The sequence below is a fragment of the Streptomyces hebeiensis genome (assembly GCF_052983195.1).
Map to the genome: position 1 here is coordinate 7,200,822 of NZ_CM129812.1, position 22,663 is coordinate 7,223,484.

A 22,663-nucleotide genomic window follows, 5' to 3' on the forward strand; every position below is an offset into this window, starting at 1 on the left:
TCACGCGCCCGGACGGAGCCGGGCCCATGGCGAGTGACCGTTTCCGCCCCGTCTTCCACCCGGCGGGCCACGACGACGAACTGCGCACCGCGGTGCAGGACCTGCGGACGGGGCGCTGGCTGTCGATGCGCGACCTCCTGGCGCGGACGCCCGACTGGCCACTGTGGACCCAGCGGACCCAGGTTCTGGCCACCGTCGCCGCCGGGACCGACGCCGTGCAGGCGTGGCTGGCCGAGGAGCCCCGGTCCTCCGCCGCGGCCGTGATGCACACCCGCGTCCTCGTCGAGCGTGCCGTACGGGCGCACCGCGAGAACCACCCGCGGACCGAGGAGCTGTGGCAGGGGGCCTGGGAGGCGTGCCACGTCGCCGCGCGGCGGGCGCCGGACGACCCCGTGCCGTGGGTGTGCCTGCTGGCGCTGTCCCGGCTCGACAACGGCCAGCGCATGGAGGAGCACCGGCTCCCGCCGCCCGGCCCGATGCTGTTCCCCGGCCCCTGGGCGCTCCTCGCGGAGGCGGACAAGCGCGACCCGTACAACCGCGAGGCCTATCACCGCATGCTCCAGTTCGTCTACGCGCGGCGGGCCGACGCGTCGCTCTCGGAGGCGGTCAACTTCGTGCAGTGGGCGTCCTCCTCGGCGCCCCAGGGGTCGGCGCTGCACGTCCTGCCGCTCTTCGTCAGGGTGGAGCGTTACCGCAGGGAGAACGGCCATGAGAAGGCGCTGGACCTGCACTGGGTGACGCCGGACGCCACCAGGGACGCCCTGCGCGCGCTGGGCCTGTGGTTCGACCACACCGCCGTGGCCCGGGCGTCGCTGCTGGACCTGAACCACCTGGCCCACGCGTTGTGGGGGGCGCTGCGATTCACCGAGGGCGCCCGGGTGTTCGAGGCGCTCGGGCCCTACTACGCGACCGCCCCGTGGTCCTGCCGCACGCGCGACCCGAGCGATGCCGCACGGGTCGAGGAGGTGTTCCTCCGCGCCCGCGGCCGCTGCCTGAGCGCGGACCGTGACCAGCGGGACGGGGATTAGAGAGCCCGAGGGGGCCGGAGGAAGCCGTACTCCACACCACCGTCCCCGCGCACAGTGATGTTTGATCATGTCCATGTCATTATCTGGAGGTACCGCCGTGTCCGCTTCCCCACCGACCTGGCCGACGACCGGGGCCGCGTCCCGGAAGGACGAGGAGCAACGCCTGCGCGAACTGGGCTATCAGCCGGTCCTCGCCCGCCGCATGGGAGGCTTCGGCAACTTCGCCATCAGCTTCTCCGTCATCTCCATCCTCTCCGGATGCATGACCCTGTACGGGTTCGGCATGGGTACCGGCGGCCCCGCGGTCATGCTCTGGGGCTGGGCGGGCGTCGGCCTGATGGTGCTCTTCGTGGGGATGGCGCTGGCCGAGGTCACCAGCGCCTACCCCACGTCCGGGGCCCTCTATTACATGGCCGACCGGCTCGGTGGCCGTTCCTGGGGCTGGTACACCGGCTGGCTCAACCTGCTCGGACTGCTGGGCGCCATCGCCGGGATCGACTACGGTGCCGCGCTGTTCACCGGGGCCTTCCTGAACCTCCAGTTCGGCCTGGTGCCCACGCCGGGCTCGACCTTCCTCGTCTTCCTGTGCATCCTGCTGCTGCACGCCACCCTGAACCTGTTCGGGGTCAGGCTGGTCAGCGTCCTCAACTCGATCAGTGTGTGGTGGCACCTGGCCGGCGTCGCGATCATCGTCGGTGCTCTGGCGATCATTCCCGACCGCCATCAGTCGCCCTCGTTCGTCTTCACCGAGTTCGTCAATGACACGGGCTGGCAGAACCCGCTCTATGTGGCCGCCATCGGTCTGCTGCTCGCGCAGTACACCTTCAGTGGGTACGACGCCTCCGCGCACCTGTCCGAGGAGACGTCGAACGCCTCCGTCTCGGCGGCCCGCGGCATCGTGCGGGCCATCTGGGTCTCCTGGATCGCCGGATTCGCGCTGCTGGCCGGTCTCACCTTCGCCATCCAGGACTACGAGGGCGCGCGGGACAGCGCCACCGGTGTGCCGCCCGCGCAGATCCTGATCGACGCCCTCGGCGCGGACGGCGCGACGGCGCTGCTGCTGGTCGTGATCGTGGCCCAGCTCTTCTGCGGCAACGCGGAAGTCGCCGCGGCCAGCCGGATGGTGTTCGCCTTCAGCCGGGACAACGCCCTGCCCGGGTCCGCCCTGTGGCGGCGCGTCAGCAGCCGTACCCGCACCCCGGTGCCGGCGGTCTGGCTGTCGGTGGCCGTCGCGGCCGTGCTCGCCCTGCCGTCCCTGTACTCCGCGACCGCGTACGGCGCGGTGACCGCCATCAACGTCATCGGCATCACGCCGGCGTACGCCATTCCCATCTACCTGAAACTGCGCGCGGGGAACCGCTTCGAGCCGGGACCGTGGACCCTGGGCCGCTGGAGCAGGCCCATCGGCTGGATCGCGGTGGTGTGGGTGGCCGTGGTCACCGTGCTCTTCTGCCTGCCGCAGTCGCACCCCGTGACGGCCGACTCGATGAACTACGCCGTGATCGCCCTCGCCGTGGTGCTCGTTCTGGCGACCGTGTGGTGGTTCGTGGCCCGACGCTCCTACAGCACGCCCCAGGCGTACGGCACCGCCCGTGAGCGGTCGGAGATCTCCGACAGCATCGTCTGAGAGCCCCGCGCGCGGCGGTCCCGGCCGTCCGCGCCGGGGCCGCCGCGCCGGGTCGTGCCGCCGGGGAGCGCCGTACGACGCGTTTCCCAGTGCCTCTTCCAGGATCAGGGCACCCGACGCGCCCCGGCCCGGTCCCGGTCTCCGTTCTCCAGGAGGAACTTCCGCGCCAGCTTCTCACCGAGCCGTACCGTGGTGGCCCGGTCCTCGGGCGGCGAGACCTTCGCGTCCCGGAACACGATGAACGTCACGTCCGGGGCGGCGGTACCGCCGCCGCCCGCCGGGGTGGTGGGCACACCCAGCCCACGGGCCGTGGCGTACGACGCCTCCCCGATGGTGCCGGGCGGCCCGGTGTCGCCGACGACGGCGTAGCGCACCGTGTCACCGTGCACGACGGCCGCGACCGACCCGCCTCCGATGCCGAAGTCGCGGTGGTCCCAGAGGCCGCTGGGGGACGGTACGACGATGTACGGCAGTTTCTCGGCGTTCAGCGGCAGACCGTTGGACTGGGTGTAGGCGGTGGTGTTCGCGAACCGGGGATCGGCCCGGTCGTTGCACCGGACCGTGACCTGGCCGTCGCAGACCACGGTCAGGGGGGCCTTCCAGAAGACGGCGCCCTCGGCGCCGCACACGGCGACGCGAGCGGGTCCGGCCCCGTCGGTGCGGTAGGCGCCCTTCGAGATCCGTTCGCAACGGCCGGCGCCGGCCCGCAGGGCCGCCGCGGTGACGGGGGCGGGGTCCGGCGCGGCCCGGCGCCAGGCCGGCGTCGTGCCCGCGGGCGCTCCCTGGGCGCCGCCCCGCCGCCGGGGCGGTTCGTGCGGTACGGGCGAGGGAACGGACGCGGTCGGCGGGAGCGGGGTCGTCGAGGGCGGCACCGGCGGGGACTCCACGGGCCAGGCTCCGGCGGCGGCCGGCTCCCCGGGGGACGCGGCCAGCCCGGGCAGCAGAGCGGCGGGAATCGCCACGGCGGCGAGCAGCGCCGTTCCGATCCCGAGGAGGACAGGGGGACGAAGGTGCGGCACGGAACGGGACCCTTCCTGGTGGCGATGCGAACGGGAGCGGGAACGGGCACGACGAACGGGCACGACGGGGGAGCGGAGCACCGGACGCGGGCATGGCCCGGGCAGGGGCGCCGTGCGGGTCGCGGGAGTGCGCCGGATGCCGGAACGCCCGGACGCCGGTGCCGACCGGGCGGGCACCGCGAACGCCGGTCAGCGGCCGGGTACGGCGGGCGGGCGGCCGTCGCCTATGCACCGGGCCAGCCGCTCCAGGAAAACCCGCTGCCCGGCCACCAGCGCCTCCTCGGCGTCCGCCGGCGAAAGCCAGGCGACCCGGTCCAGTTCGGGGAACTCGCGCGTCTCCCCGGACCCCCTCGGCCACTCCATGGTGAACGTGCCGGGCACGGCGCGCGCCGGGTCGAGGTCCCCTTCGACCGACCAGACCCGTACCGTCTTGCCGCCGCGCTGCCGGGACTCGCCGAGCGACAGCCACGGTCCCTCGGGCACCGGCAGCCCCAGCTCCTCCCGGAACTCCCGGCGCGCGGCGTCCTCGGGCCGCTCGTCGGCGGTGTACTCGCCCTTGGGGACGGTCCAGGCCCCGGCGTGGCGGCGCGACCAGAACGGCCCGCCCATGTGCCCGAGAAGGACCTGGGTACCGCCGTCCCTGACCCGGTACACGAGGAGGCCCGCGCTGTGTCCGCCCGACATGCGGTCAAGTCTGTGCGTCGGAGCGCCGCCTCGCCATCCGGGCAGCGGGGCAGTGCGCCATCAGGGGCGGAACGAGGGAAGACGGTACGCGTGGCTCTTCGCGCTCGGCGGCCCGTGGGCCCCGCCCACGATTGCACGCCGGGAGACCTGGGCATCAGGACAAGAAGAGTGGTTGGAGTGCATGGAGTGGACGGACCGGTGCCGTGGGGAGTGCCCCGGCGGTCGTCCTGCTCGGGGGCGAGAACGCCGGTTCCTGATGGAAGGAGTGATTCCGTATGCGTGCGTACCGGCGTGCTCATGATCGTGCCGCACGCGCCACGTACCTGCTGCCCCGCTCGGAGACGGCGCCTCGTCGGGCCCGGCAGCTGACGGCCGCGTACCTCACCGAGGAGTGCGGCGAACGGATCTCCGCCGACCAGGTGGCGGACGCGCTGCTCGTCGTGTCCGAGCTGGTCACGAACGCCACCCGGCACGGCCGGGGGGAGTGCCGTCTCCGGCTGGGCGTGGCGGACGGCGAGGTCGTCGTCGAGGTCCATGACAGCAGCCCCGTCCAACCGCGGCTGCGTCGCCCCGACTCCCTGGCGGAGGGCGGGCGCGGCATCGCGATGGTCCGCGAGCTCTCGCGCCGGTTCTCCGTCCTGGGCGGCCCGGGCGGCGGCAAGACCGTACAGGCCGTCCTCGCCTGCTGAGCGGCCGCGGCGTGATCCGGGCCGCGCGGGAGCCGGCGGCCGGAGCGCCGCCCCGTGGAGCGGCACCGTCCCGGTCCCGGCGCCTCCCCGTCTTGTTCGCCGTGTCAGGTTTGTCGCGACTGCCGCCGATTGCGCGCGGGCGCGCTACGCGTGCGCGCTCAGCGCGTCCGCGACCGTGTCGTAGAAGCGCGCATGGGCCCGGTGGCTGCCCGGTATCTCCGGGTTCCAGGGCACGATCCGCGCCCGCTGCTCGATGGCCCGCCAGTCCGCGTTGTCCCGCAGCCGTATCCGCGGCGCGGCGTTGGCGCGGGCATCGGCGAGCACGACGTCCGGTTCGAGCGCGGCTGCCTCGGACCAGTCGACCGTACGCCAGTTGGCCCCCGCGCCCTCCGCCGGATCGATCAGTCCCACCCCCAGGCCGCCGAGGGCCCGCAGGTCGGGCCAGGTCAGCGGACGGGCCAGGTACGCCGAGTCCGGGCCCGCGGCCGACAGGGCCAGCACCCGCGGCGCGTCGGGCCTCGCCGCCACGTCACGCAACCGGGCCTCCGCGCGCGCCAGTTCCCTGGCCGCGGGCTCACCCGGCGCGCCGAGGGCTGCGGCCAGTGCCGAGAACCGGTCCCTGATCCCCTCGAACGGGCGGTCCTTGCCCACGTCGAGGACGACCACCGGCAGGCGCTCCTCCAGGCGCTTGGCCGCCTCCGGGTCGATGCCGTACACCTGCCCGCCGCCATAGCTGACGGCGACCACGAGATCCGGCTCGGCCGCGTAGAGGGCGTCCAGGTCCAGGGAGCCGCCGGCGCCGAAGGAGCGCAGGCCGGCGAGGGGCAGCTCGCCCGCCTTCGCCGGATCGGGCTCGTCCCCGTCGTGATGGGAACCGAAGATCCCCAGCGGGCGCAGACCGTGGTCCCACAGTGTCGCGCCCGCCTGTATGTAGGTCACCACCCGCTCCGGGTGGTCGCGTGCCACGGTCGGATGGCCGCGGTCGTCGGTGAACTCCCAGCTGTTGCCCGAGCTCATGCCTCGCCTCGTTCCGCTTCGGTCGGTGCGATGTCCGTGCGCGGCGCCCGTACGCGGTACCCGTACCGACGCCACCCACTGTCTGCCCAGCTCGGCCGGCCCGGACGCGTACCGTGGCCCGGATCTCATCGGACCGGCCGTCGGCGGCGCGTGGGACGGGCCACCGAGCCGGCGTGCGGACGGGCTGCCGGAGAGCCGTCGAAGCGGTGTGCCGGGTGTGGCTGCCGGAGCGGGCGTCGGGCGGGCGTCAGGGCTCGATCAGGCCGGCCCGGATCGCGTACCGCGTGAGCTCCAGCCGGTCCCGCAGGCCCAGCTTCTGGAGGAGATTGGCGCGGTGCCGCTCCACGGTCCGGTCGCTGATGTGCAGGATGCCCGCGATCTCCTTGGAGGTGTGCCCCTCGGCGACGAGCTTGAGGATCTCCTCCTCGCGCGGGGTGAGCGCGTTGTCCGGGACGCCTTCGCCGTGCCGTACCCGGTCGAGGTAGTTCCGGATGAGGGCCGTGACCGCCCCGGGGTAGAGGAACGGTTCGTCGCGCATCGCGGCCCGGCACGCCTCCAACAGGTCCCGGTCGGCGACGGACTTCAGGACGTACCCGCTCGCGCCCGCCTTCAACGCCTCGAAGAAATACTGCTCGTTGTCGTACATCGTCAGCATCAGGATGCGTACGCCGGGCTGCAGCCGCGACAGTTCGCGCGCCGCCTGGAGCCCGGTCAGCCGGGGCATCGCGATGTCCAGGATCGCCAGGTCGGGGCGGTGGGCGCGGGCCAGTTCGAGGGCCTCGGCGCCGTCGCCCGCCTCGGCGACGACCGTCAGGTCCGGTTCGTTGTCGAGGATGAGGCGCACGCCACGGCGCACCAGGGCGTGGTCGTCCGCCAGCAGGATGCGGGTCTGTGCCGTCCCGGTCATGCGCTCTCGCTCCCTTTCTCGCCGCCGCCCGCGGTCGCGTCCCCGCCCGGGATCTCCTGCACGGTCCCGTTCCCGCCCGGGGTCCCGTACCCGGCCCCGCCCGGGGGCCCGCTGGTCCCGTCCGGGCTCCGGCCGCCGGCTCCGTCCGTGGCCCCGGGCCCGCTCCCGACGGGAACCCGCAGCCGCACCTCGGTTCCGGCGGCTCCCCCCGGCCTCCCGCCCACGAAGACATCGGCCCCGATGAGCAGGGCCCGCTCCCGCATGCCGCGGATCCCCGCGCCCTCGACGGCCGTGCCGATACCGCGGCCGTCGTCGGTCAGGGACAGCTCCACCCCGCCGGGCGTGCGCCGCAGCGCGAGGTCCGCGTGGCGCGCGTCCGAGTGCCGGACGATGTTGGTGAGGCCTTCCTGGGCGACGCGGTAGAGCACGAGTTCCACGTCCGGGCCGAGGGCCGGCAGGCCGCTGTCGAACGCGTGGCGGACCGTGAGCCCGGAGTGTTCGGTGAGTTCGGGCGTCAGCGCCCTGAGCGCGCTGATCAGGCCCAGTTCCTCCAGTACCCCGGGGCGGAGGCGGCGGGCGATACGGCGGATCTCGTCCAGGCTGTCGCGGGTCGTCTCCTGCACTTGGCGCAGCTCTTCCCGCAGCGGCGCGGGCGCCCGGTCGGCGACCCGTTTCAGCTCGAGCAGCACCGCCGTCAGGGTCTGGCCGATCTCGTCGTGCAACTCCTGGGCGATCCTGCGGCGTTCGGCCTCCTGGGCCGAGAGGGCCAGCCCGCTGCTGGCCGCGCGTTCGGCCTCCAGCCGGTCGAGCATCGTGTTGAACGTCCTGATCAGCCCGGCGATCTCGGCATGCCCCGAGACCGCGGGCCGGCGGCCCGGGCGCAACAGGTCCGTCGTCGTCATGGCGCGCGTGAGCCGTTGCAGCGGAGCGAGTCCGACCCGGAGCAGCGCGGCGTTGGCGACGAGCATGGCCACCAGGCCGAGAGCCATGATGAGGGCCTCGGTGAGCAGGACCGGAGCCGAGACGGTGACGGGGCCGAGCAGCAGCAGGGCGGTCGCCGCGAACAGCACGGCGGCGTTGAGCAGAAAGATCCGCCAGAACAGGGACACGGAGTGGGCCTCCTCGGGTTGACGCGCCCTCCACTATCGCCCGGCGTCCTGGCCCGGCCCGACAGCCGCCCCCGGTCGGAGCGCGGCACGGTCGGTGAATGCGTGTCGTCCACACCCGGATTTGGGTGTTCACACCTATGGCGGTCGGACCGGTGCACACAGGACCGTGGTGGTACGGCGGACCGTGCCGGTGACCGGACCGAGCGGGAGGTGTCCCATGGCTGCCCAGGACGAGCGAGGGCCCCACGAGGACCAGGTGCCCCAGGGGAGCGGTCGGCCCCCGCGGGACGGCCACCGTGCCCAGGACCGGCACCGTGCCCAGGGCCCGCGCCCTGCCCAAGGAGGGCACTACGCCCGGGACGGGCTCTCTCCCGCGGACCGGTGTTCGCCGGAAGACCGGCGGCTCGCCGAGGTGGCCGAGCGACTGCGCCGGGACGACCCCCGCTTCGCCGAGGCCTTTCAGGCCGGTGTGCCCTGCCGCCCGCGTGAGTACCGCCACGGGTGGGCCTGGCTGCTGCTGGCCGTCGCGCTCGGCGGGTTCGCTCTGGGCGTCGCCGTGAGCCACGGCCTGCTCATCGCGGCCGGGCTGGTGCTGGCCGGGCTGGCGGCCCATCTCTTCGACCCGGACCGCGGCCGGTACGGGCGGGGCGCTCCGTCGCGCTTCTGAGCGGCTGACGAGGCCGAGCGAGCGGAACCTTACGGGGCGAACAGTCTCATAAGGTAAGATCGGTATATTTTATTTTGCGTTAAGATGACGTTAGGGTGCCCAAGAAGTCCTTGCGTTTGGCGCGCCCATTACTCATACGGGCGGTCGGTCGAAACGCGGTTCTGAGGGGGCGGTTCCTACGCGCACACCCTCGCCGTCCGTCCACGACCGCGCCGCCGACGCGGAGTCGGCGCCGTCGCGGGTGCCCTTACCGGTGCTCTCCCGCAGCGCATGACGCGGACGCGTCGTATCAGACGGTGGCACACCGTCCCCCGGCGGACGGTGGCACAGCGCTGTCCGGACCCCGCCCGCTCATGGCCTTCGGGCCCTGCCCCCGGCCGCCCGGCCCTCACACTCTCACGTTCGCCCGCATGGAGCGTTTTCCTATGGAGCACCCCGCTCACGTCAGCAAGACCACCCTGCCCGGGGTCGGTACCCGCTACGACCTGAACACGGAAACAGGCAAGCACCTGTCGGTCGTCGTGCACCAGGACGGACGGCGCATCCTCGCGTTCCACGATCCCGAGGACGACGACGACTGCCGGGACGCCGCGGCCCTCGCCCCGCACGAGGCGACCGCGCTCTCCAAACTCCTGGTGCCCGACCCGGTCGCGCATCTGCACCAGCACCTGGAGATCGACCTGCTCACCGAGCACATCCCGGTCACGAAGCGGTCCCCGTACGTCGGCCGCACGCTGGGCGACACCCAGGTCCGCAGCCGTACCGGCGCCTCCATCGTCGCCGTCCTGCGCCGTACCGACGCCTTCCCCTCGCCCACTCCGGACTTCCGCTTCGCGCTGGGCGACACCCTCGTCGTCGTCGGCACCCGGGAAGGCGTGGACGCCGTCGCCGAACTGATCACCGGAGGATAACGGTCCCGTGCACGACACCACCGCTCTGCTCATCGAACTCGGGGCCATCATCCTGGGTCTCGGGATACTCGGCCGGCTCGCCGGTCGAGTGGGCTTCTCCGCCATCCCGCTCTACCTGCTCGCCGGACTCGCCTTCGGCCATGGCGGGCTGATCCCCCTCAACGCCAGTGAGGAGTTCATCGCCACCGGCGCGGAGATCGGCGTCATCCTGCTGCTGCTCCTGCTGGGCCTGGAGTACAGCGCCTCGGAACTGGTCACGAACCTCAAGACCCAGTACCCCTCCGGCATCGTCGACTTCGTCCTGAACGCGGTGCCCGGCGCCGCCGCCGCGCTGATCCTGGGCTGGGGCCCGGTCGCCGCGGTGGCCCTGGCGGGCGTCACCTGGATCTCCTCCTCCGGCGTGATCGCCAAGGTCCTCGGCGACCTCGGCCGGCTCGGCAACCGCGAGACGCCCGTCATTCTCGGCGTCCTGGTCATCGAGGACCTGGCGATGGCCGTCTACCTGCCGCTGCTCACGGCCCTGCTCGCCGGGCTCAGCCTCGCCGGCGGCAGCCTCACGCTGCTGATCTCGCTCGGCACGGTCGGCGCCGTCCTCTACCTCGCACTGCGGCACGGCCGCCTCATCAGCCGCGCGGTCTCCTCCGACAACCCGGAGATGCTGCTCCTGGTGGTCCTCGGGCTGACCGTCCTGGTCGCCGGAGTCGCCCAGGAACTCCAGGTCTCCGCGGCCGTCGGCGCCTTCCTCGTCGGTATCGCGCTCTCCGGCGAGGTCGCCGAGGGCGCGCACAACCTGCTGGCCCCGCTGCGGGACCTCTTCGCGGCCGTCTTCTTCGTCTTCTTCGGGCTGAACACCGATCCGGCCGCCATTCCGCCGGTGCTGCTGCCCGCCCTCCTCCTGGCCGCGGTCACGACCGTGACGAAGATCGGCACCGGATGGTACGCGGCCAAGCGGGCCGGGGTGCGGACGGCGGGCCGGTGGCGTACGGGCGGGACCCTGGTGGCGCGTGGTGAGTTCTCCATCGTCATCGCCGGGCTCGCGGTGGGGGTGGAGCCGCGGATCGGTCCGCTCGCCACGGCGTACGTCCTGATACTCGTGATCCTCGGCCCGCTGGCGGCGCGCTGGACCGAGCCCCTGGGCAGGCGGCTGTTCGGCCGGTCGGCGCCCGCCGCCGTGGTGGCCGGTGGCCCGGCGGGCGCCGGCGCGGCCGCGGTCGCGGTCGGCGCCCCCGAGGTTTCCGGGCCCGGGTCGCCGGAACGGACGGAGCCGGAGGCGCACGCCGTCGTGGACCCGGAGGGCGTGCGGGACGCCTCCGACGCGTCGGCCGCTCGGGAGGCCAAGGAGCCGGACGGCGCCACGCGCCGCCAGGGCTGAGCGAACGGGGCGCACCCCTCGCGCACGACTCCCTCGCGCACGACTCCCTCGCGCATGACTGGGGGCACAGGGTTCGGCCCTGTGCCCCACAGTCATGCGATCCCTAGACGCGCCCGGCGCCGCCGGACGTGTCAGACGCTGACGCCGAAGTCCGCGGCGATCCCGGAGAGCCCCGAGGCGTAACCCTGGCCCACCGCCCGGAACTTCCACTCCGCGCCGTTGCGGTACAGCTCGCCGAAGACCATCGCGGTCTCGGTGGCCGCGTCCTCGCTCAGGTCGTAGCGCGCCAGTTCGGCGCCGCCCGCCTGGTTGACCACCCGGATGTACGCGTTGCGGACCTGGCCGAAGCTCTGGCCCCGGGACTCGGCGTCATGGATGGAGACCGGGAAGACGATCTTCGACACCTGGGCCGGGACGGTCGCCAGGTCGACCTTGATGGTCTCGTCGTCGCCCTCGCCCTCACCGGTCAGGTTGTCGCCGGTGTGCTGCACCGAACCGTCCGGGCTGGTCAGGTTGTTGTAGAAGACGAAGTGCTCGTTGGAGCCGACTTTGCCGTTCTCGTCGCACAGCAGGGCGCTGGCGTCCAGGTCGTAGTCGGTGCCGGTCGTCGTCCGGACGTCCCAGCCGAGGCCCACGACGACGGCCGTCAGGCCCGGCGCCTCCTTGGTGAGCGAGACATTGCCGCCTTTGGACAGGGAAACTCCCACGATTGCTCCTCCTGAGCCGAGTCGTGCCGGTGATCGGGATTAAAATCTACAGCACTGTAGAAGTAGCCGGCGCGGGACCGCACCGGGCGATCGGCGCGGATCGCGCGCACGAGTGAGCGGGGCGGTGGCGGTGCTCAGTACCATGGGGCCGGGGCATGCCGCGAAAGCGGCGCCGCGGTCCGCCCGGACAGCGGGGCGGGCGGATCCCCGTGGCCGTCGCGCCCGCGGCGGGGCCGCCGAAGCCACTGACAGCCACCGCCGTGGCGGGCGGCACGTCGGCGCTCGGGCCGCGTTGTCGGGGGCGATGGGGGTGTCGGGGGCATGCGCGTACGACCGGCCCGTCGAGGGCGCCGGTCCGCCGCCGCACGAGGTCCCGCGCCGCGGGCCGATCTGCGAGGATCCGCCGAACAGGTGCCGGTACGCGCGGCGACGGCCCGGCCGGAGGGAGAGACACGTGAGGGACACAACGTGAGGACGCACGGCGGCCCGGATCCGGACGAGCGCCCTCGCCGGCGCGGCCAGGGCGAGTTGGAGTCGCAGGTCCTCGCCGAGCTGAGCAGGGCCCCGGGCCCCGTCACGGCCGCCTGGGTGCAGGAGCGCCTCGGCGGGGATCTCGCGTACACGACGGTGATGACCATCCTGACCCGACTGCACGCCAAGCACGTGGTCACCCGGGAGCGGACCGGGCGCTCCTTCGAGTGGCGGGCCTCGTCGGACGAGGCGGGGCTCGCGGCGCTGCGGATGCGCAAGGTGCTGGACGGCGAGGCGGACCGCGAGGCGGTCCTGACCCGTTTCGTCACCGCGCTCTCCCCGGACGACGAACGGCTGCTGCGCGATCTGCTGGGCCTGCCCGAGGACGCGCCGGTGGGCCCGCCCCCGGGCGGGGGCTCCTGGGCGCGGCAGGGGGCGGTCGGCGCGGACGGGCCGTACGGCCCGTACGGGCACCGCGACGCGAACTCCCCGCGCGGAGCCGGCGGCCCCGCGACGGCCGTGCCGACCGCGACGACCGCGACGTCCGGCGGACACCACGACCCGGCCGACGGCCGCGCGCCCGCCGACAGGCCTCGCCATGACAGTCGCGCGGGCGACGGGCGAGGCGACCGGGGGACCGGCGACGGGGCGCGCCCGGCCGGCGGCCCGGCCGGATCGGAGGGCTGACGGCGTGGGCATGTTCGTCTTCCTGCCGCTCGTCCTGCCGCTCACCGCCCTGCCCATCGCGCGCCTGGCCGAACAGCATCTCCACCCGCGCCTGGCGACCCGGCTGCTCTCGGTGCTGGCCTGTGTCCTCGCGACCTGCAGCACGCTCTGCCTGGGGTTGCTGGTCGTGGTCGGCACGGCCCAGCTGCCCGGCAATCCGCTGCCCGACGGCTGGTCCGACCCCGAGGTACGGGAGGCCGTTCCGTACGACGAGATCGCCGGCAAGGCGGCGATGGTCGCCCTCGCGGCGGTCGCCGTCGGCTGCACGACCGCCGCCTGCCACCACCGCCGGGTGCGGCGACGGGCCCGGCAGGCCCTGGGCGGACTGCCCGAGGGCGAGCCGGCCGTCCTGGTCGACGACCAGCCCTACGCCTACGCGCTGCCACGGTCGCGGTCGATACGTTTCCCCGGGCCCGGCCGGCTGTTCACCCGGCGCCGTGCCCGCCCTGCCGGGGGCGCCCAGGACCCGGACGCCGACGCCGGACCCGGCGGCTGGATCGTGGTGTCCACGGCCATGCTCGCCTGTCTCGACGCCCACGAGCAGGAGGCGCTGGTCGCGCACGAGCGGGCTCATCTCGACGGGCACCACCACCGGTTCCTGCTGGCCGTCCGGCTGGCCGCGCGGGCCAACCCGCTGCTGCGCCCGCTGCGTACGGCGGTGGCGTACACGACGGAGCGCTGGGCGGACGAGGACGCGGCGGGCGTCACCGGGGATCGTACGGTCCTGGCACGCGCCATCGGCAAGGCCGCACTCGTCTCGCGGGGCACCCCCGCCCCCACGCTGGCCGGATTCGCCGCCCCGGCGGCCGGTCCGGTCCCGCGCCGGGTGGCCGCGCTGCTGGGCCCCGCGCCGTCCGCCGTCAGCTGGCCCTCCGTGTTCACGGCGGTGGGGCTGGCCGTCTGGACGGCCGCCGCCGGGACACTCGGCTCGGCGCTGTCCTCGGCGAACGCGACGGTCACGCTCTTCCTGCTGCTCAAGGCCGGCACGCCCCTCTGAACCGGCCCGGCGGGCCGCGCCGCGGACGGTGCCGATCCCCAGCGGGACCGCACCGCGGACGGCGGGACCCGCCGGCCGCGCCGGGCGGGTTCCCGGGAGCTCACTCCCTGACAGGCCGGGGCGTGGCGGGTCCCGCCGCACGGGCGATGTTGCGCGCCATCCCCCCGAACACCGCCGAGTGGAACGGCCACACCGCCCACCAGTAGGCGTGCCCCAGCAGCCCCCACGGATGGAACAGCGCCCGCTGCCGCAGCACGGTCCGGTCGGCGCCGTCCGGGTCCGCGCGCAGCTCCAGCCAGGCGAGCCCCGGCAGCCGCATCTCCGCGCGCAGCCGCAGCAGCCTGCCCGGTTCGATCTCCTCCACCCGCCAGAAGTCCAGCGAGTCACCGACCCGCAGGCGCTGCGCGTCCCGCCTGCCCCGGCGCAGCCCGACGCCGCCCAGCAGCCGGTCGAGCCACCCCCGTACGGTCCAGGCCAGAGGGAAGGAGTACCAGCCGTGCTCCCCGCCGATGCCCTCGATCACCCGCCACAGCGTCTCGCGCGTCGCCTCCACGGTCATCTCGCGCCGGTCCTCGTAGAGGCTGCCGCCGGCCCAGTCGGGGTCGGTGGGCAGCGGATCGCTCGGCGCTCCGGAGACGGCGGCGGACGACCAGTGGGTGGCCACCCGCGCCTCCTGGACGCGCCGCAGCGCCAGTGCCACCGCCCGGTCGAAGCCGGTGAGTCCGCCCGGCGGGTCCGGGATCCACCGCGCGATGTCCCGCTCGCGGCAGACCACCTCATGGCGCAGGGACTCCGCCAGCGGCCGGGCGATGGCGGAGGGCACGGGCGTCACCAGGCCGATCCAGAGGCTGGAGAGCCCGGGGGTGAGGACCGGTACGGGCAGGATGACCCGCCGGGGCAGCCCCGCCACCGCCGCATAGCGCCGCATCATGTCCCGGTAGGTGAGGATGTCGGGGCCCCCGATGTCGAACGCGCGGCAGACGTCGTCCGGCAGTCGCGCGCATCCCACGAGGTACCGCAGCACATCCCGTACGGCGATCGGCTGGAGGGCCGTCCGCACCCAGCTGGGCGTCACCATCACCGGCAGCCGCTCGGTCAGATGGCGCAGTATCTCGAAGGACGCCGAGCCGGAGCCGATGATGACGGCCGCCTGGAGCACCACGGTCGGTACGCCCGAGCCGAGCAGGATCCGGCCGACCTCCGCGCGGGAGCGCAGGTGCGGCGACAGCTCCCGTTCCGGTACCTCGGCGGGGGTGAGCCCGCCGAGGTAGACGATACGGCGCACGTCCGCGGCCCTGGCCCGTTCGGCGAAGACGCGGGCCGCGCGGCGGTCCGTGGCCGCGAAGCCCTTCCCCGTGCCGAGCGCGTGCACCAGGTAGTACGCCACGTCGATCCCGGCCATCGCCTCGCCGACCGAGGCGGCGTCGGTCACGTCGCCGCGTACCGCCTCCACTCGGCCCGCCCAGGGGTGGTCGCGCAGTTTGCCGGGCGTACGGGCGAGACAGCGCACCGCGTATCCCGCGTCCAACAGCTCGGGGACGAGCCGGCCGCCGATGTATCCGGTGGCCCCGGTGACCAGACACCGGGTGCCCTGCCGCCCGTTCCCCGGGCTCTCGCCGGGTGTGTCCGACGCCGTCATACGGCACTCCTTCGCGGTGTCCCGCCCCGCACGAGCCCCCACCACGAGCGTGGACCCGGTGCGCCGCCCCGGCAAGGCGAGGCCGGGCCCGCGGTCCCGGAGCCGGGCTCCGGCGGACGCAGTGCGCCGGACATGGTCCCGGCGAGGCGGGCCGGGCCGCAGTCCGCAGCCGTCTGCCGACAGCCGCAGTGCGCCGGACGTGGTCCGGCTGCCGCTGCCGCTGTCCTGGGCCCGGCCCTGGTCCGCCCGCGCCGCTCCCGTCCGCTCCCCGCCCGCTACTCCCGTCGTGCCTGGGGCTCGGTCGGGGCCGGCCGGACCGGGCCGAACAGCACCGCGCGGGCCACTCGCGGCGCGAAGAGCACCGACCCCGGCTCCTTCAGCGCGAGGACGGACCGGAAGGCGGCCCCCACGACCGGGTCGCCGGGGGCGCGCCGCTGCACCCTGCCCAGGTACCAGGCCGCGGGCCGGTCCGCCGGCCGTAGCCGGACCGCGTCCCCCCGCGCGCCCGGCAGGACCCGGTCGGCACCCGAGGCGATGTCCCACGCCTGCCGCGCGGCCCGCGACAGCGCGCGCTGTACGCGTCGCGTCGTCGGCGTACGGCGCGGATCCGCCAGCGCGTCGCGCAGCGCCAGCGCACCGAACGCGGCCACCGTCAACCCCTGTCCGTACACCGGGTTGACGCAGCACAGGGCGTCGCCCGTGGCGAGGAAACCGGCCGGGCGGCGCCCGGGACGGTCGTACCGGCGGCGGATGTCGGACGTCGAGCGGAACGCGTGCACCGCCGACTCCGGCTCCGCCTTCAACAGCCAGTCGTGCACCAACGGGTGCGGCAGCCGCGCCGCGAAGTCGGTGAACTCGGTCTCGTCCGCGGGCGGTTCACTGCCCCGCAGTCCGGAGAGCGTGACGAGGTACCGGCCACCCTCGATGGGCAGGACGACGGCTCCCCGTGCCTCGTCCCGGCCCGGGACGAAGTAGTAGCCGACGCAGTCCACCGCGTCGGGTTCGCCGCCGCCGTCCGTGCCGGGTTCGCCGGGTGTGCCGTCGGTGCCGTCGGTGTCGGAGGTGTCGGCCGAGGCTGGTGTGCCGCCGGCGCCCGCCGGGTCCGTCGCGTGCCGTGTCCCGGCCGGGGCCGACGGCCCAGGGGCGCCGGGCCGGTCCGCCGGGCCCCGGTACATCCGCGTCGCGTAGGCGAGACCCGCGTCGATCGTCTCCTCGTGGGGGACGTCCGCGCCGATGGCCGCCAGCCACTCCGGGGCCCGCGAACCCCGCCCGGAGGCGTCGACCACCAGGTCGGCGGTCAGCTCCCGCACGTCCTGGTGCGTTCCCGCGCCGCGCTCGCGCACCCGCACGCCCCTGACCCGTGCGGCGTCGCCGACCAGGCCCACCACCTCGGTGCCCTCCATCACCGTGATCCGCGGGTCGGCCAGCACACGACGCCGCACCAGCCACTCCAGGAGCGGCCGGGACCCGGTCAGCAGATGCGCGGTCGCGGGCGTCCGCCGGTAGAAGTGGTGGTCCTGCCACTGCACGAGGTCGTCGGGCATGCCGACGCGCGGCGCCCCGTGCTCGCGCAACTCCCCGACGATCCCGGGGAGCAGCTTCTCCAGCGCCCGCTGGCCGCCTTCCAGCAGGACATGGTTGTGCCGGCTCTGCGGAACGCCCGCCCGGGGCTCGGGCCCGTCGGGCAGGCGGTCACGCTCGACGAGGGTGACCCGGTCGGCGTGCGAAGCGAGCACGCGGGCCGTCAGCAGCGCCGCCGGACCGCCACCGACGACGACGGCATGGCGTCCGCGCCGGCCGGAGGAGTGGTGCGCGCCGTCGCGAGAGGCGGTCGTGCCGGTCCCCGCGCCTGCCGAGTCCACCATGCCTGTCCCTCCGGGTCCCGCGCCGCCCGGCGGACGCCGTGCCGTCGCCGTCCGTGCCGGTGCCGTCGCTGCCACTGATCCGTGACGTTCAGTATCCCGGCGACGACGGTGCGGGAACACGACGACTTCGCGTCGTTCCGGCCGTGTTCGAGGCGTGGTGTCGCTTCCGGGGCGGCCGACGCGACCCGGACGGGCACGGTGAAAGGCCCCCTCACTCCTTGCGGTACTGGTACGCCTCCGACGCCGCCGCTTCCACCGCGTCCAGGTCCGCCCCCGCCGACGCCGCGACCAGGGCGGCGACCGCTCCCTCCACGAAGGGCGCGTCCAGCAGCCGCGCGCCCTGTGGCAGCTCGTCCCCCTCGGCGAGCAGCGCCTTCACCGTCAGTACGGCGCTGCCGAGGTCCACCAGGATGGCGACCCCCGCACCCCGGTCCACCTCCTCGGCCGCCGCCGAGATCAGCTCAGCGCTGGTCCCCAGTCCGCCGTCCGGGGTGCCCCCCGCCGCGGCCACCGGGGCCGTCGTCCCGCCGCCCGCCAGCCCGCGCGCCAGCTCGGCGACGGCCGTGGCCACCGGTCCGCTGTGGGAGACGAGCACGATCCCGACCGGAGCGCCGGTGTTCATCGGGCCGCCTCCTCCGCCGTCGCCGCGAGGGTGGTGATCAGCAGGGCGGACGACGTGGCACCGGGGTCCTGGTGCCCGATGCTCCGCTCGCCCAGATAACTCGCCCTGCCCTTGCGCGCCAGCAGGGGTACGGTGGCGAGCGCGCCCCGGTCCGCCGCCTCGGCCGCCGCCGCGAATGACGTGCCGAGCGCCTCGGCCGCGGGCTCCAGCGCGTCCAGCATCGTCTTGTCCCCGGCCTTCGCCCCGCCCAGCTGCGCGACCCCGGTGACGCCGGCCCGCAAGGCCTCGGCCAGCTCCGCCGGCGTCACCTCGGCGGCATCCCCGAGCGCCTTGCCCGCCCGCCGCAGCAGCGTTCCGTACAGCGGCCCGGACGCCCCGCCCACCGTGGAGATGAGCTGCCGTCCCGCCAGCGTCAGGACGGCGCCGGGGGTGGCCGGGACGTCCTTCTCCAGGGCCGTCGTCACGGCCCGGAAACCGCGCTGGAGGTTGCTGCCGTGGTCGGCGTCCCCGATCGCCGAGTCCAGCTCGGTGAGCCGGTCCGCCGCACGCTCCACCGCGGCGGCCATGGCGGCCAGCCAGCGACGGAAGAAGGCGGTGTCCAGCACCGGGCCGCCATTCTGGTCGGTCACGTGATCTCCTCTCCCCGTGGGCCGTTCTCCGGCCGCTCCGCCACGACACCTGCCCCTTCCGGAGCGTGCTCAACGGCCCCAGCGGAGCGCGGGGGTCTCGACCGGCGCGTCCCACAGCCGCAGCAGCTCCTCGTCGACCTGGCAGAGCGTCACCGAGCAGCCCGCCATGTCGAGCGAGGTCACATAGTTGCCGACGAGGGTACGGGCCACCACGACGCCGCGTTCGTCCAGGACCCGCCGGACCTCCGCGTTGAACCCGTACAGCTCCAGCAGCGGCGTCCCGCCCATCCCGTTGACCAGCACCAGGACCGGGCCGGTGGGCCGCAGGTCCGCCAGCACCACGTCCACGGCGTAGTCGGCGATCTCGCGCGCGGTCATCATGGCGCGCCGCTCGCGGCCGGGCTCGCCGTGGATGCCGATGCCCAGTTCGAGCTCGCCCTCGGGGAGGTCGAAGGTGGGGCTCCCCTTGGCGGGCGTGGTGACGGCGGTCAGGGCCACGCCGAAGCTCCGCGCGCGCTCGTTCACCTGCCGGCCGATCGCCTCGACCCGTTCCAGCGGCGCCCCCTCCTCGGCGGCCGCTCCGGCCAGCTTCTCGACGAACAGCGTCGCGCCGGTGCCGCGCCGCCCCGCCGTGTACAGGCTGTCCGTCACCGCCACATCGTCGTTGACCAGCACTTTCGCGACCTGGATACCCTCGTCCTCGGCCAGCTCGGCGGCCATGTCGAAGTTCAGGACGTCACCGGTGTAGTTCTTGACGACGAACAGGACCCCGGCCCCGCTGTCGACGGCCGCCGCCGCCCGGACCATCTGGTCGGGCACGGGGGAGGTGAAGACCTCACCGGGGCAGGCGGCGGAGAGCATCCCGGGCCCGACGAACCCGCCGTGCAACGGCTCGTGCCCGGATCCGCCCCCGGAGACGAGGCCCACCTTGCCGGCGACCGGTGCGTCCCGCCGTACCACCACCCGGTTGTCCACGTCGACCGCGAGCCCTGGATGCGCGGCGGCGAGGCCCCGCAGCGCATCGGCGACCACGGTCTCGGGCACATTGATCAGCGACTTCAAGGGTGCCTCCCAGGTTGGTGAGCAGCCGCGCCTCCGACCGGCGTTTCCACAGGCCGGATCGCGTATGGATGCTTCGTGATCTTGGTTGTTCCCGGCGAGTCGGAGCGGGGCCCGGCGGAATTGAGGCCGACCTCGTACCGACCATGCCTGATGAGTGGTCAGCTTCCTGTGCGGCGGTACGGCGCGACGGTCGGCCGCCCAGCTCCAGTATCGATCGAACCCGACCAAGTGGCACGGCCTACGACGTGATCGCGGGGCGGGACGCGTGCCGGTCCCCGGAGCCGGTCGTCGGCCGCCGCGGAACAGGCCGGCCCGCCTCGGCTTGATAGGCAAGTGAGTGGTTGCCTATCCTGTGGTCGTGGCCGACGACCTCTTCAAAGCATTGGCCGACCCCACCCGCCGGACCATCCTCGACGAGCTCACGGAGAAGTCCGGACAGACGCTGTTCGAGATCTGCTCGCGGCTGAGCGTGAAGCACCGGCTCGGCATCTCGCGCCAGGCGGTTTCCCAGCACCTCGCCGTGCTGGAGGCCGCCGGGCTCGTCGAGACCAGGCGGGAGGGCCGCTGCAAGTTCCACGACCTGAACACAGGTCCGCTGCGGCAGATCGCCGAGCGATGGCTCGTACCCGGCACGTCGGGACCGAAGGAGAGCGCCCCATGAAGATCCACCTGACCAGCGTCTTCGTCGACGACCAGGCCGAGGCCCTGCGCTTCTACACCGAGATCCTCGGCTTCGTGAAGAAGCACGACGTCCCGGTGGGCGAGAAGGACCGGTGGCTGACCCTCGTCTCGCCCGAGGAGCCCGGCGGTACCGAACTCCTCCTGGAACCCGCCGGCCACCCGATCGTCGCGACCTACCGCGACACGCTCGTCAAGGACGGCATCCCGCTCGCGCAGTTCGCCGTCGACGACGTCACGGCGGAGTACGAGCGTCTGCGCGGCCTCGGCGTGCGCTTCACCCAGGAGCCCCTGGACATGGGCCCCGTCACCACCGCCGTCTTCGACGACACGTGCGGCAACCTCATCCAGATCGCGAGCGCGGCGCAGTCGCGGTAGGCGGTCGGGCGGGGGCGGCCGCTCGCGGCCGGACATCGGACCCGCTGATCCGCCGATCGCCGAGTGAGGTGCTGAAACGCGGACAGGGCAGCGCATCGGGCCGCCCACTCAGGGAAGTGCCCACGCAGGGAAGGAAGTGACCCCGACGTGACCGATTCCGCGAGGGCGACTGCCGAGGAGGTCACCGCCGCCCTGGACGACGTGGCGGCTCTCGGCGGCTTCTTCGTCCTGCCCACAGGCGGCCGGGACGAGGGCTGGCACCCCGTCGGCGACTTCTACGCGTGCGGATTCACCGACCTGGCCGAGGCCGTCACCCGCCGGTACCGCGCACGGGAACCGAGAGTCGGCGTGTCCGTCGCCCATCTCGGGCACGCGGCACGCCTGTGGTCGCCCGCCCTGGCCTGTGTGGCTCTGCACGGGATCGTCCCGGACCTGGGCGGCCTGCAGCGGGCCGACGACGGACCGGCGCTCCGTCTGCCCCGCCCCGCCGGCTGGCACGCCGACCGGCTGCCCGACCCCGCCCTCGCCCTGAGCGAGCAGGTGACGCGTCAACTGCGGGGGTTCGCGGCCGGGCTCCGCGTCAAGATCGCCCCGCGCCTGCTGGACGGGAACGCCGCCTCCGCGCTCGTCGGCGCGGCGCACGTCCTCCTGACGGCCCGTCCCGGCCTGCGCGAGCCGCTCACCAGCCTCACGGTCGAACTGCTGAACACCGGACGGCTCGTCGGGACCGGACGTCTCACCGGACCGGATCTCACCTTCCGCCGCCGCAGCTGCTGCCTCTACTACCGCGCGCCGGACGGCGCGAAGTGCGGCGACTGCTGCCTGGCCGGACGGGACGTACGGTCCTCACCCTCACCCGGACGGCGTTGACAAGGTCCCCGGGGACACGGCGCGGAGGAGGCGACCCCATCGAGGACGCGTACGACGTGGCCCGTCCGCGCGAGTCGGCCGGGGGAGCGCCTGCCGCGATGAGTTCCGGCCGGGTCGGGAGTCTGTTCAGTCGAGCGTCGTAGGACGTCGTACGACGCCGCCCGGCACGGCCACCACCACCGACGCGTCTTCGCCGACGCCGTCGGCGAAAGGCCTCGGGCGGGTCAGCACAGTGGGGAGATGGAGGTGGGCAGGGCGATCGTGGATGTGGCGTGGGCGATGTTCTCCGGGCCGTTCTCCGGGGGCCAGATCCCGCGTTCGTAGGAGTCCCGGCGGATCTCCAGCCGGGCGTCGAGGCCGGGGAAGGGCCAGATGTGCGTGATGCGGGGGACGCCGTCCAGGCCGTACATGGCTGTCGTCAGCGGGTACAGGCGGGTGCGCTCCGGCACGGCGGCCTCCCATCCGGCCATCGTGGGGACGAGACCCCCGACCTTGAGGTGGTAGGTGCGGAACTCGTACACGGAGCCGTACCGACCCGGCTCGACCGGTGGCAGGAAGGCGAACGGGGCGTAGCTTTCCACCTGGTAGGCGGTCAGGTGCTCACCGATGCCGAACGGGTCGGGGTCGGCGAGAACGCGCCGCCGCTCCTCCGCGAGTTCCTCGGCGCTCTCGAAGCCGCGCAGGAGGATCAGCTGCCCGACGATGACGCCGTGTTCGGGTTCCCAGCAGCCGAGCAGCCGGCCGCCGGTGCTCTCGCTCCTCGTGTAGGCCTCCAATGCGGGCAAGGCCGTCGGGATCGTGCGCAGCTTGAGCGAGAGGGTCGCGAGTTCGTAGAGCATGGTGGGTCTCCCGTCTGGTGTCGGTGCCGCCGCCCACACGTCGGGCGGGCTCCTTGTCCCGGCTTCGGTGATCGTTCGGCGGCGCATCGTCTCACCAAGGCGTGAACCACCAGGGTCCGCGACGGTGAAACCGCGAACCCGGTCAATGGC

At 74.0% G+C, this 22,663-nt stretch carries 21 protein-coding genes and 2 pseudogenes; 11 read left to right on the forward strand and 12 right to left on the reverse strand.

Annotation, left to right across the window (positions count from 1 at the left end):
* The first annotated feature begins 26 nt into the window (after positions 1–26).
* Both ACU6P3_RS30855 and ACU6P3_RS30860 read left to right on the forward strand, forming a co-directional pair.
* Positions 27–1,028 (forward strand): hypothetical protein, encoded by a 1,002-nt coding sequence (locus tag ACU6P3_RS30855; protein WP_447195095.1) that lies wholly within the window; start codon positions 27–29, stop codon positions 1,026–1,028.
* 202 nt (positions 1,029–1,230) lie between these two features.
* Positions 1,231–2,655, forward strand: coding sequence for an amino acid permease (locus ACU6P3_RS30860; protein ID WP_447198134.1), 1,425 nt, complete (start codon positions 1,231–1,233; stop codon positions 2,653–2,655).
* Positions 2,656–2,759: 104 nt separating this feature from the next.
* On the opposite strand, the gene ACU6P3_RS30865 is transcribed toward ACU6P3_RS30860, so the two are convergent.
* Together ACU6P3_RS30865 and ACU6P3_RS30870 are read right to left on the reverse strand one after the other, a co-directional pair.
* Positions 2,760–3,674, reverse strand: coding sequence for a glycoside hydrolase family 75 protein (locus ACU6P3_RS30865; protein WP_447195096.1), 915 nt, complete (start codon positions 3,672–3,674; stop codon positions 2,760–2,762).
* 189 nt (positions 3,675–3,863) lie between these two features.
* Positions 3,864–4,358 carry an NUDIX hydrolase gene (locus ACU6P3_RS30870; protein WP_447195097.1) on the reverse strand — a complete coding sequence of 165 codons (495 nt, stop codon included), beginning with the start codon at positions 4,356–4,358 and terminating at the stop codon, positions 3,864–3,866.
* 275 nt (positions 4,359–4,633) lie between these two features.
* On the opposite strand from ACU6P3_RS30870, the gene ACU6P3_RS30875 reads away from it, so the two are divergent.
* Positions 4,634–5,047, forward strand: a complete 414-nt coding sequence (locus tag ACU6P3_RS30875; protein ID WP_447195098.1) for an ATP-binding protein — start codon at positions 4,634–4,636, stop codon at positions 5,045–5,047.
* Positions 5,048–5,191: 144 nt separating this feature from the next.
* On the opposite strand, the gene ACU6P3_RS30880 is transcribed toward ACU6P3_RS30875, so the two are convergent.
* The 3 genes from ACU6P3_RS30880 to ACU6P3_RS30890 all read right to left on the reverse strand — a co-directional run bounded on the left by ACU6P3_RS30880 (position 5,192) and on the right by ACU6P3_RS30890 (position 8,080).
* On the reverse strand, positions 5,192–6,064 hold the full coding sequence (locus ACU6P3_RS30880; RefSeq protein ID WP_447195099.1) for an ABC transporter substrate-binding protein: 873 nt from the start codon (positions 6,062–6,064) through the stop codon (positions 5,192–5,194).
* Between the two features lie 247 nt (positions 6,065–6,311).
* Positions 6,312–6,971: a response regulator gene (locus ACU6P3_RS30885; protein WP_447195100.1), complete on the reverse strand. Its 660-nt coding sequence runs from the start codon at positions 6,969–6,971 to the stop codon at positions 6,312–6,314.
* Positions 6,968–8,080 (reverse strand): HAMP domain-containing sensor histidine kinase, encoded by a 1,113-nt coding sequence (locus ACU6P3_RS30890; protein WP_447195101.1) that lies wholly within the window; start codon positions 8,078–8,080, stop codon positions 6,968–6,970. Before ACU6P3_RS30890 ends, ACU6P3_RS30885 begins: the two co-directional genes overlap by 4 nt.
* 394 nt (positions 8,081–8,474) lie before the next feature.
* Between ACU6P3_RS30890 and ACU6P3_RS30895 the strand changes: the two are divergent.
* From ACU6P3_RS30895 to ACU6P3_RS30905, 3 genes and pseudogenes are all read left to right on the forward strand, one after another.
* A pseudogene (locus ACU6P3_RS30895) lies at positions 8,475–8,747 on the forward strand (DUF3040 domain-containing protein); the annotation flags it as partial.
* A 425-nt stretch (positions 8,748–9,172) separates the two neighbouring features.
* Positions 9,173–9,658, forward strand: coding sequence for a cation:proton antiporter regulatory subunit (locus ACU6P3_RS30900; RefSeq protein WP_030740478.1), 486 nt, complete (start codon positions 9,173–9,175; stop codon positions 9,656–9,658).
* Between the two features lie 7 nt (positions 9,659–9,665).
* Entirely contained in the window at positions 9,666–11,030 is a 1,365-nt protein-coding gene (locus tag ACU6P3_RS30905) for a cation:proton antiporter (protein ID WP_447195102.1), read from the forward strand.
* Positions 11,031–11,161: 131 nt separating this feature from the next.
* Here the strand turns inward: ACU6P3_RS30905 and ACU6P3_RS30910 are convergent, their stop codons facing one another.
* Positions 11,162–11,737 carry a TerD family protein gene (locus ACU6P3_RS30910; RefSeq protein WP_344268342.1) on the reverse strand — a complete coding sequence of 192 codons (576 nt, stop codon included), beginning with the start codon at positions 11,735–11,737 and terminating at the stop codon, positions 11,162–11,164.
* 468 nt (positions 11,738–12,205) lie between these two features.
* Here ACU6P3_RS30910 and ACU6P3_RS30915 point away from each other — a divergent pair.
* Positions 12,206–12,601, forward strand: a pseudogene (locus ACU6P3_RS30915) (BlaI/MecI/CopY family transcriptional regulator); the annotation flags it as partial.
* A 298-nt stretch (positions 12,602–12,899) separates the two neighbouring features.
* Positions 12,900–13,931 (forward strand): M56 family metallopeptidase, encoded by a 1,032-nt coding sequence (locus ACU6P3_RS30920; protein WP_447195103.1) that lies wholly within the window; start codon positions 12,900–12,902, stop codon positions 13,929–13,931.
* 100 nt (positions 13,932–14,031) lie between these two features.
* Here ACU6P3_RS30920 and ACU6P3_RS30925 read toward each other — a convergent pair whose 3' ends face one another.
* From ACU6P3_RS30925 to dhaK, 5 genes are all read right to left on the reverse strand, one after another.
* Entirely contained in the window at positions 14,032–15,570 is a 1,539-nt protein-coding gene (locus tag ACU6P3_RS30925) for an SDR family oxidoreductase (RefSeq protein ID WP_447195104.1), read from the reverse strand.
* Between the two features lie 275 nt (positions 15,571–15,845).
* On the reverse strand, positions 15,846–17,435 hold the full coding sequence (locus ACU6P3_RS30930; RefSeq protein WP_447195105.1) for an FAD-dependent oxidoreductase: 1,590 nt from the start codon (positions 17,433–17,435) through the stop codon (positions 15,846–15,848).
* A 211-nt stretch (positions 17,436–17,646) separates the two neighbouring features.
* Positions 17,647–18,057, reverse strand: a complete 411-nt coding sequence (locus tag ACU6P3_RS30935) for a PTS-dependent dihydroxyacetone kinase phosphotransferase subunit DhaM (RefSeq protein WP_030740463.1) — start codon at positions 18,055–18,057, stop codon at positions 17,647–17,649.
* Entirely contained in the window at positions 18,054–18,662 is a 609-nt protein-coding gene (gene dhaL, locus ACU6P3_RS30940) for a dihydroxyacetone kinase subunit DhaL (RefSeq protein WP_447198135.1), read from the reverse strand. Before dhaL ends, ACU6P3_RS30935 begins: the two co-directional genes overlap by 4 nt.
* 93 nt (positions 18,663–18,755) lie before the next feature.
* Positions 18,756–19,748, reverse strand: a complete 993-nt coding sequence (dhaK, locus tag ACU6P3_RS30945) for a dihydroxyacetone kinase subunit DhaK (RefSeq protein WP_352086767.1) — start codon at positions 19,746–19,748, stop codon at positions 18,756–18,758.
* A gap of 358 nt (positions 19,749–20,106) precedes the next feature.
* Here dhaK and ACU6P3_RS30950 point away from each other — a divergent pair, with 358 nt between their 5' ends.
* The 3 genes from ACU6P3_RS30950 (at position 20,107) to ACU6P3_RS30960 (ending at position 21,674) form a co-directional block, all read left to right on the forward strand.
* Positions 20,107–20,409 carry an ArsR/SmtB family transcription factor gene (locus tag ACU6P3_RS30950; RefSeq protein WP_447195106.1) on the forward strand — a complete coding sequence of 101 codons (303 nt, stop codon included), beginning with the start codon at positions 20,107–20,109 and terminating at the stop codon, positions 20,407–20,409.
* Positions 20,406–20,804 carry a VOC family protein gene (locus ACU6P3_RS30955; RefSeq protein ID WP_447195107.1) on the forward strand — a complete coding sequence of 133 codons (399 nt, stop codon included), beginning with the start codon at positions 20,406–20,408 and terminating at the stop codon, positions 20,802–20,804. Before ACU6P3_RS30950 ends, ACU6P3_RS30955 begins: the two co-directional genes overlap by 4 nt.
* A 147-nt stretch (positions 20,805–20,951) precedes the next feature.
* A complete protein-coding gene (locus ACU6P3_RS30960) occupies positions 20,952–21,674 on the forward strand; it encodes a (2Fe-2S)-binding protein (protein WP_447195108.1) in 723 nt (240 codons plus the stop codon).
* A gap of 224 nt (positions 21,675–21,898) precedes the next feature.
* Here the strand turns inward: ACU6P3_RS30960 and ACU6P3_RS30965 are convergent, their stop codons facing one another.
* A complete protein-coding gene (locus ACU6P3_RS30965) occupies positions 21,899–22,513 on the reverse strand; it encodes an NIPSNAP family protein (RefSeq protein ID WP_447195109.1) in 615 nt (204 codons plus the stop codon).
* Positions 22,514–22,663 lie beyond the last annotated feature (150 nt).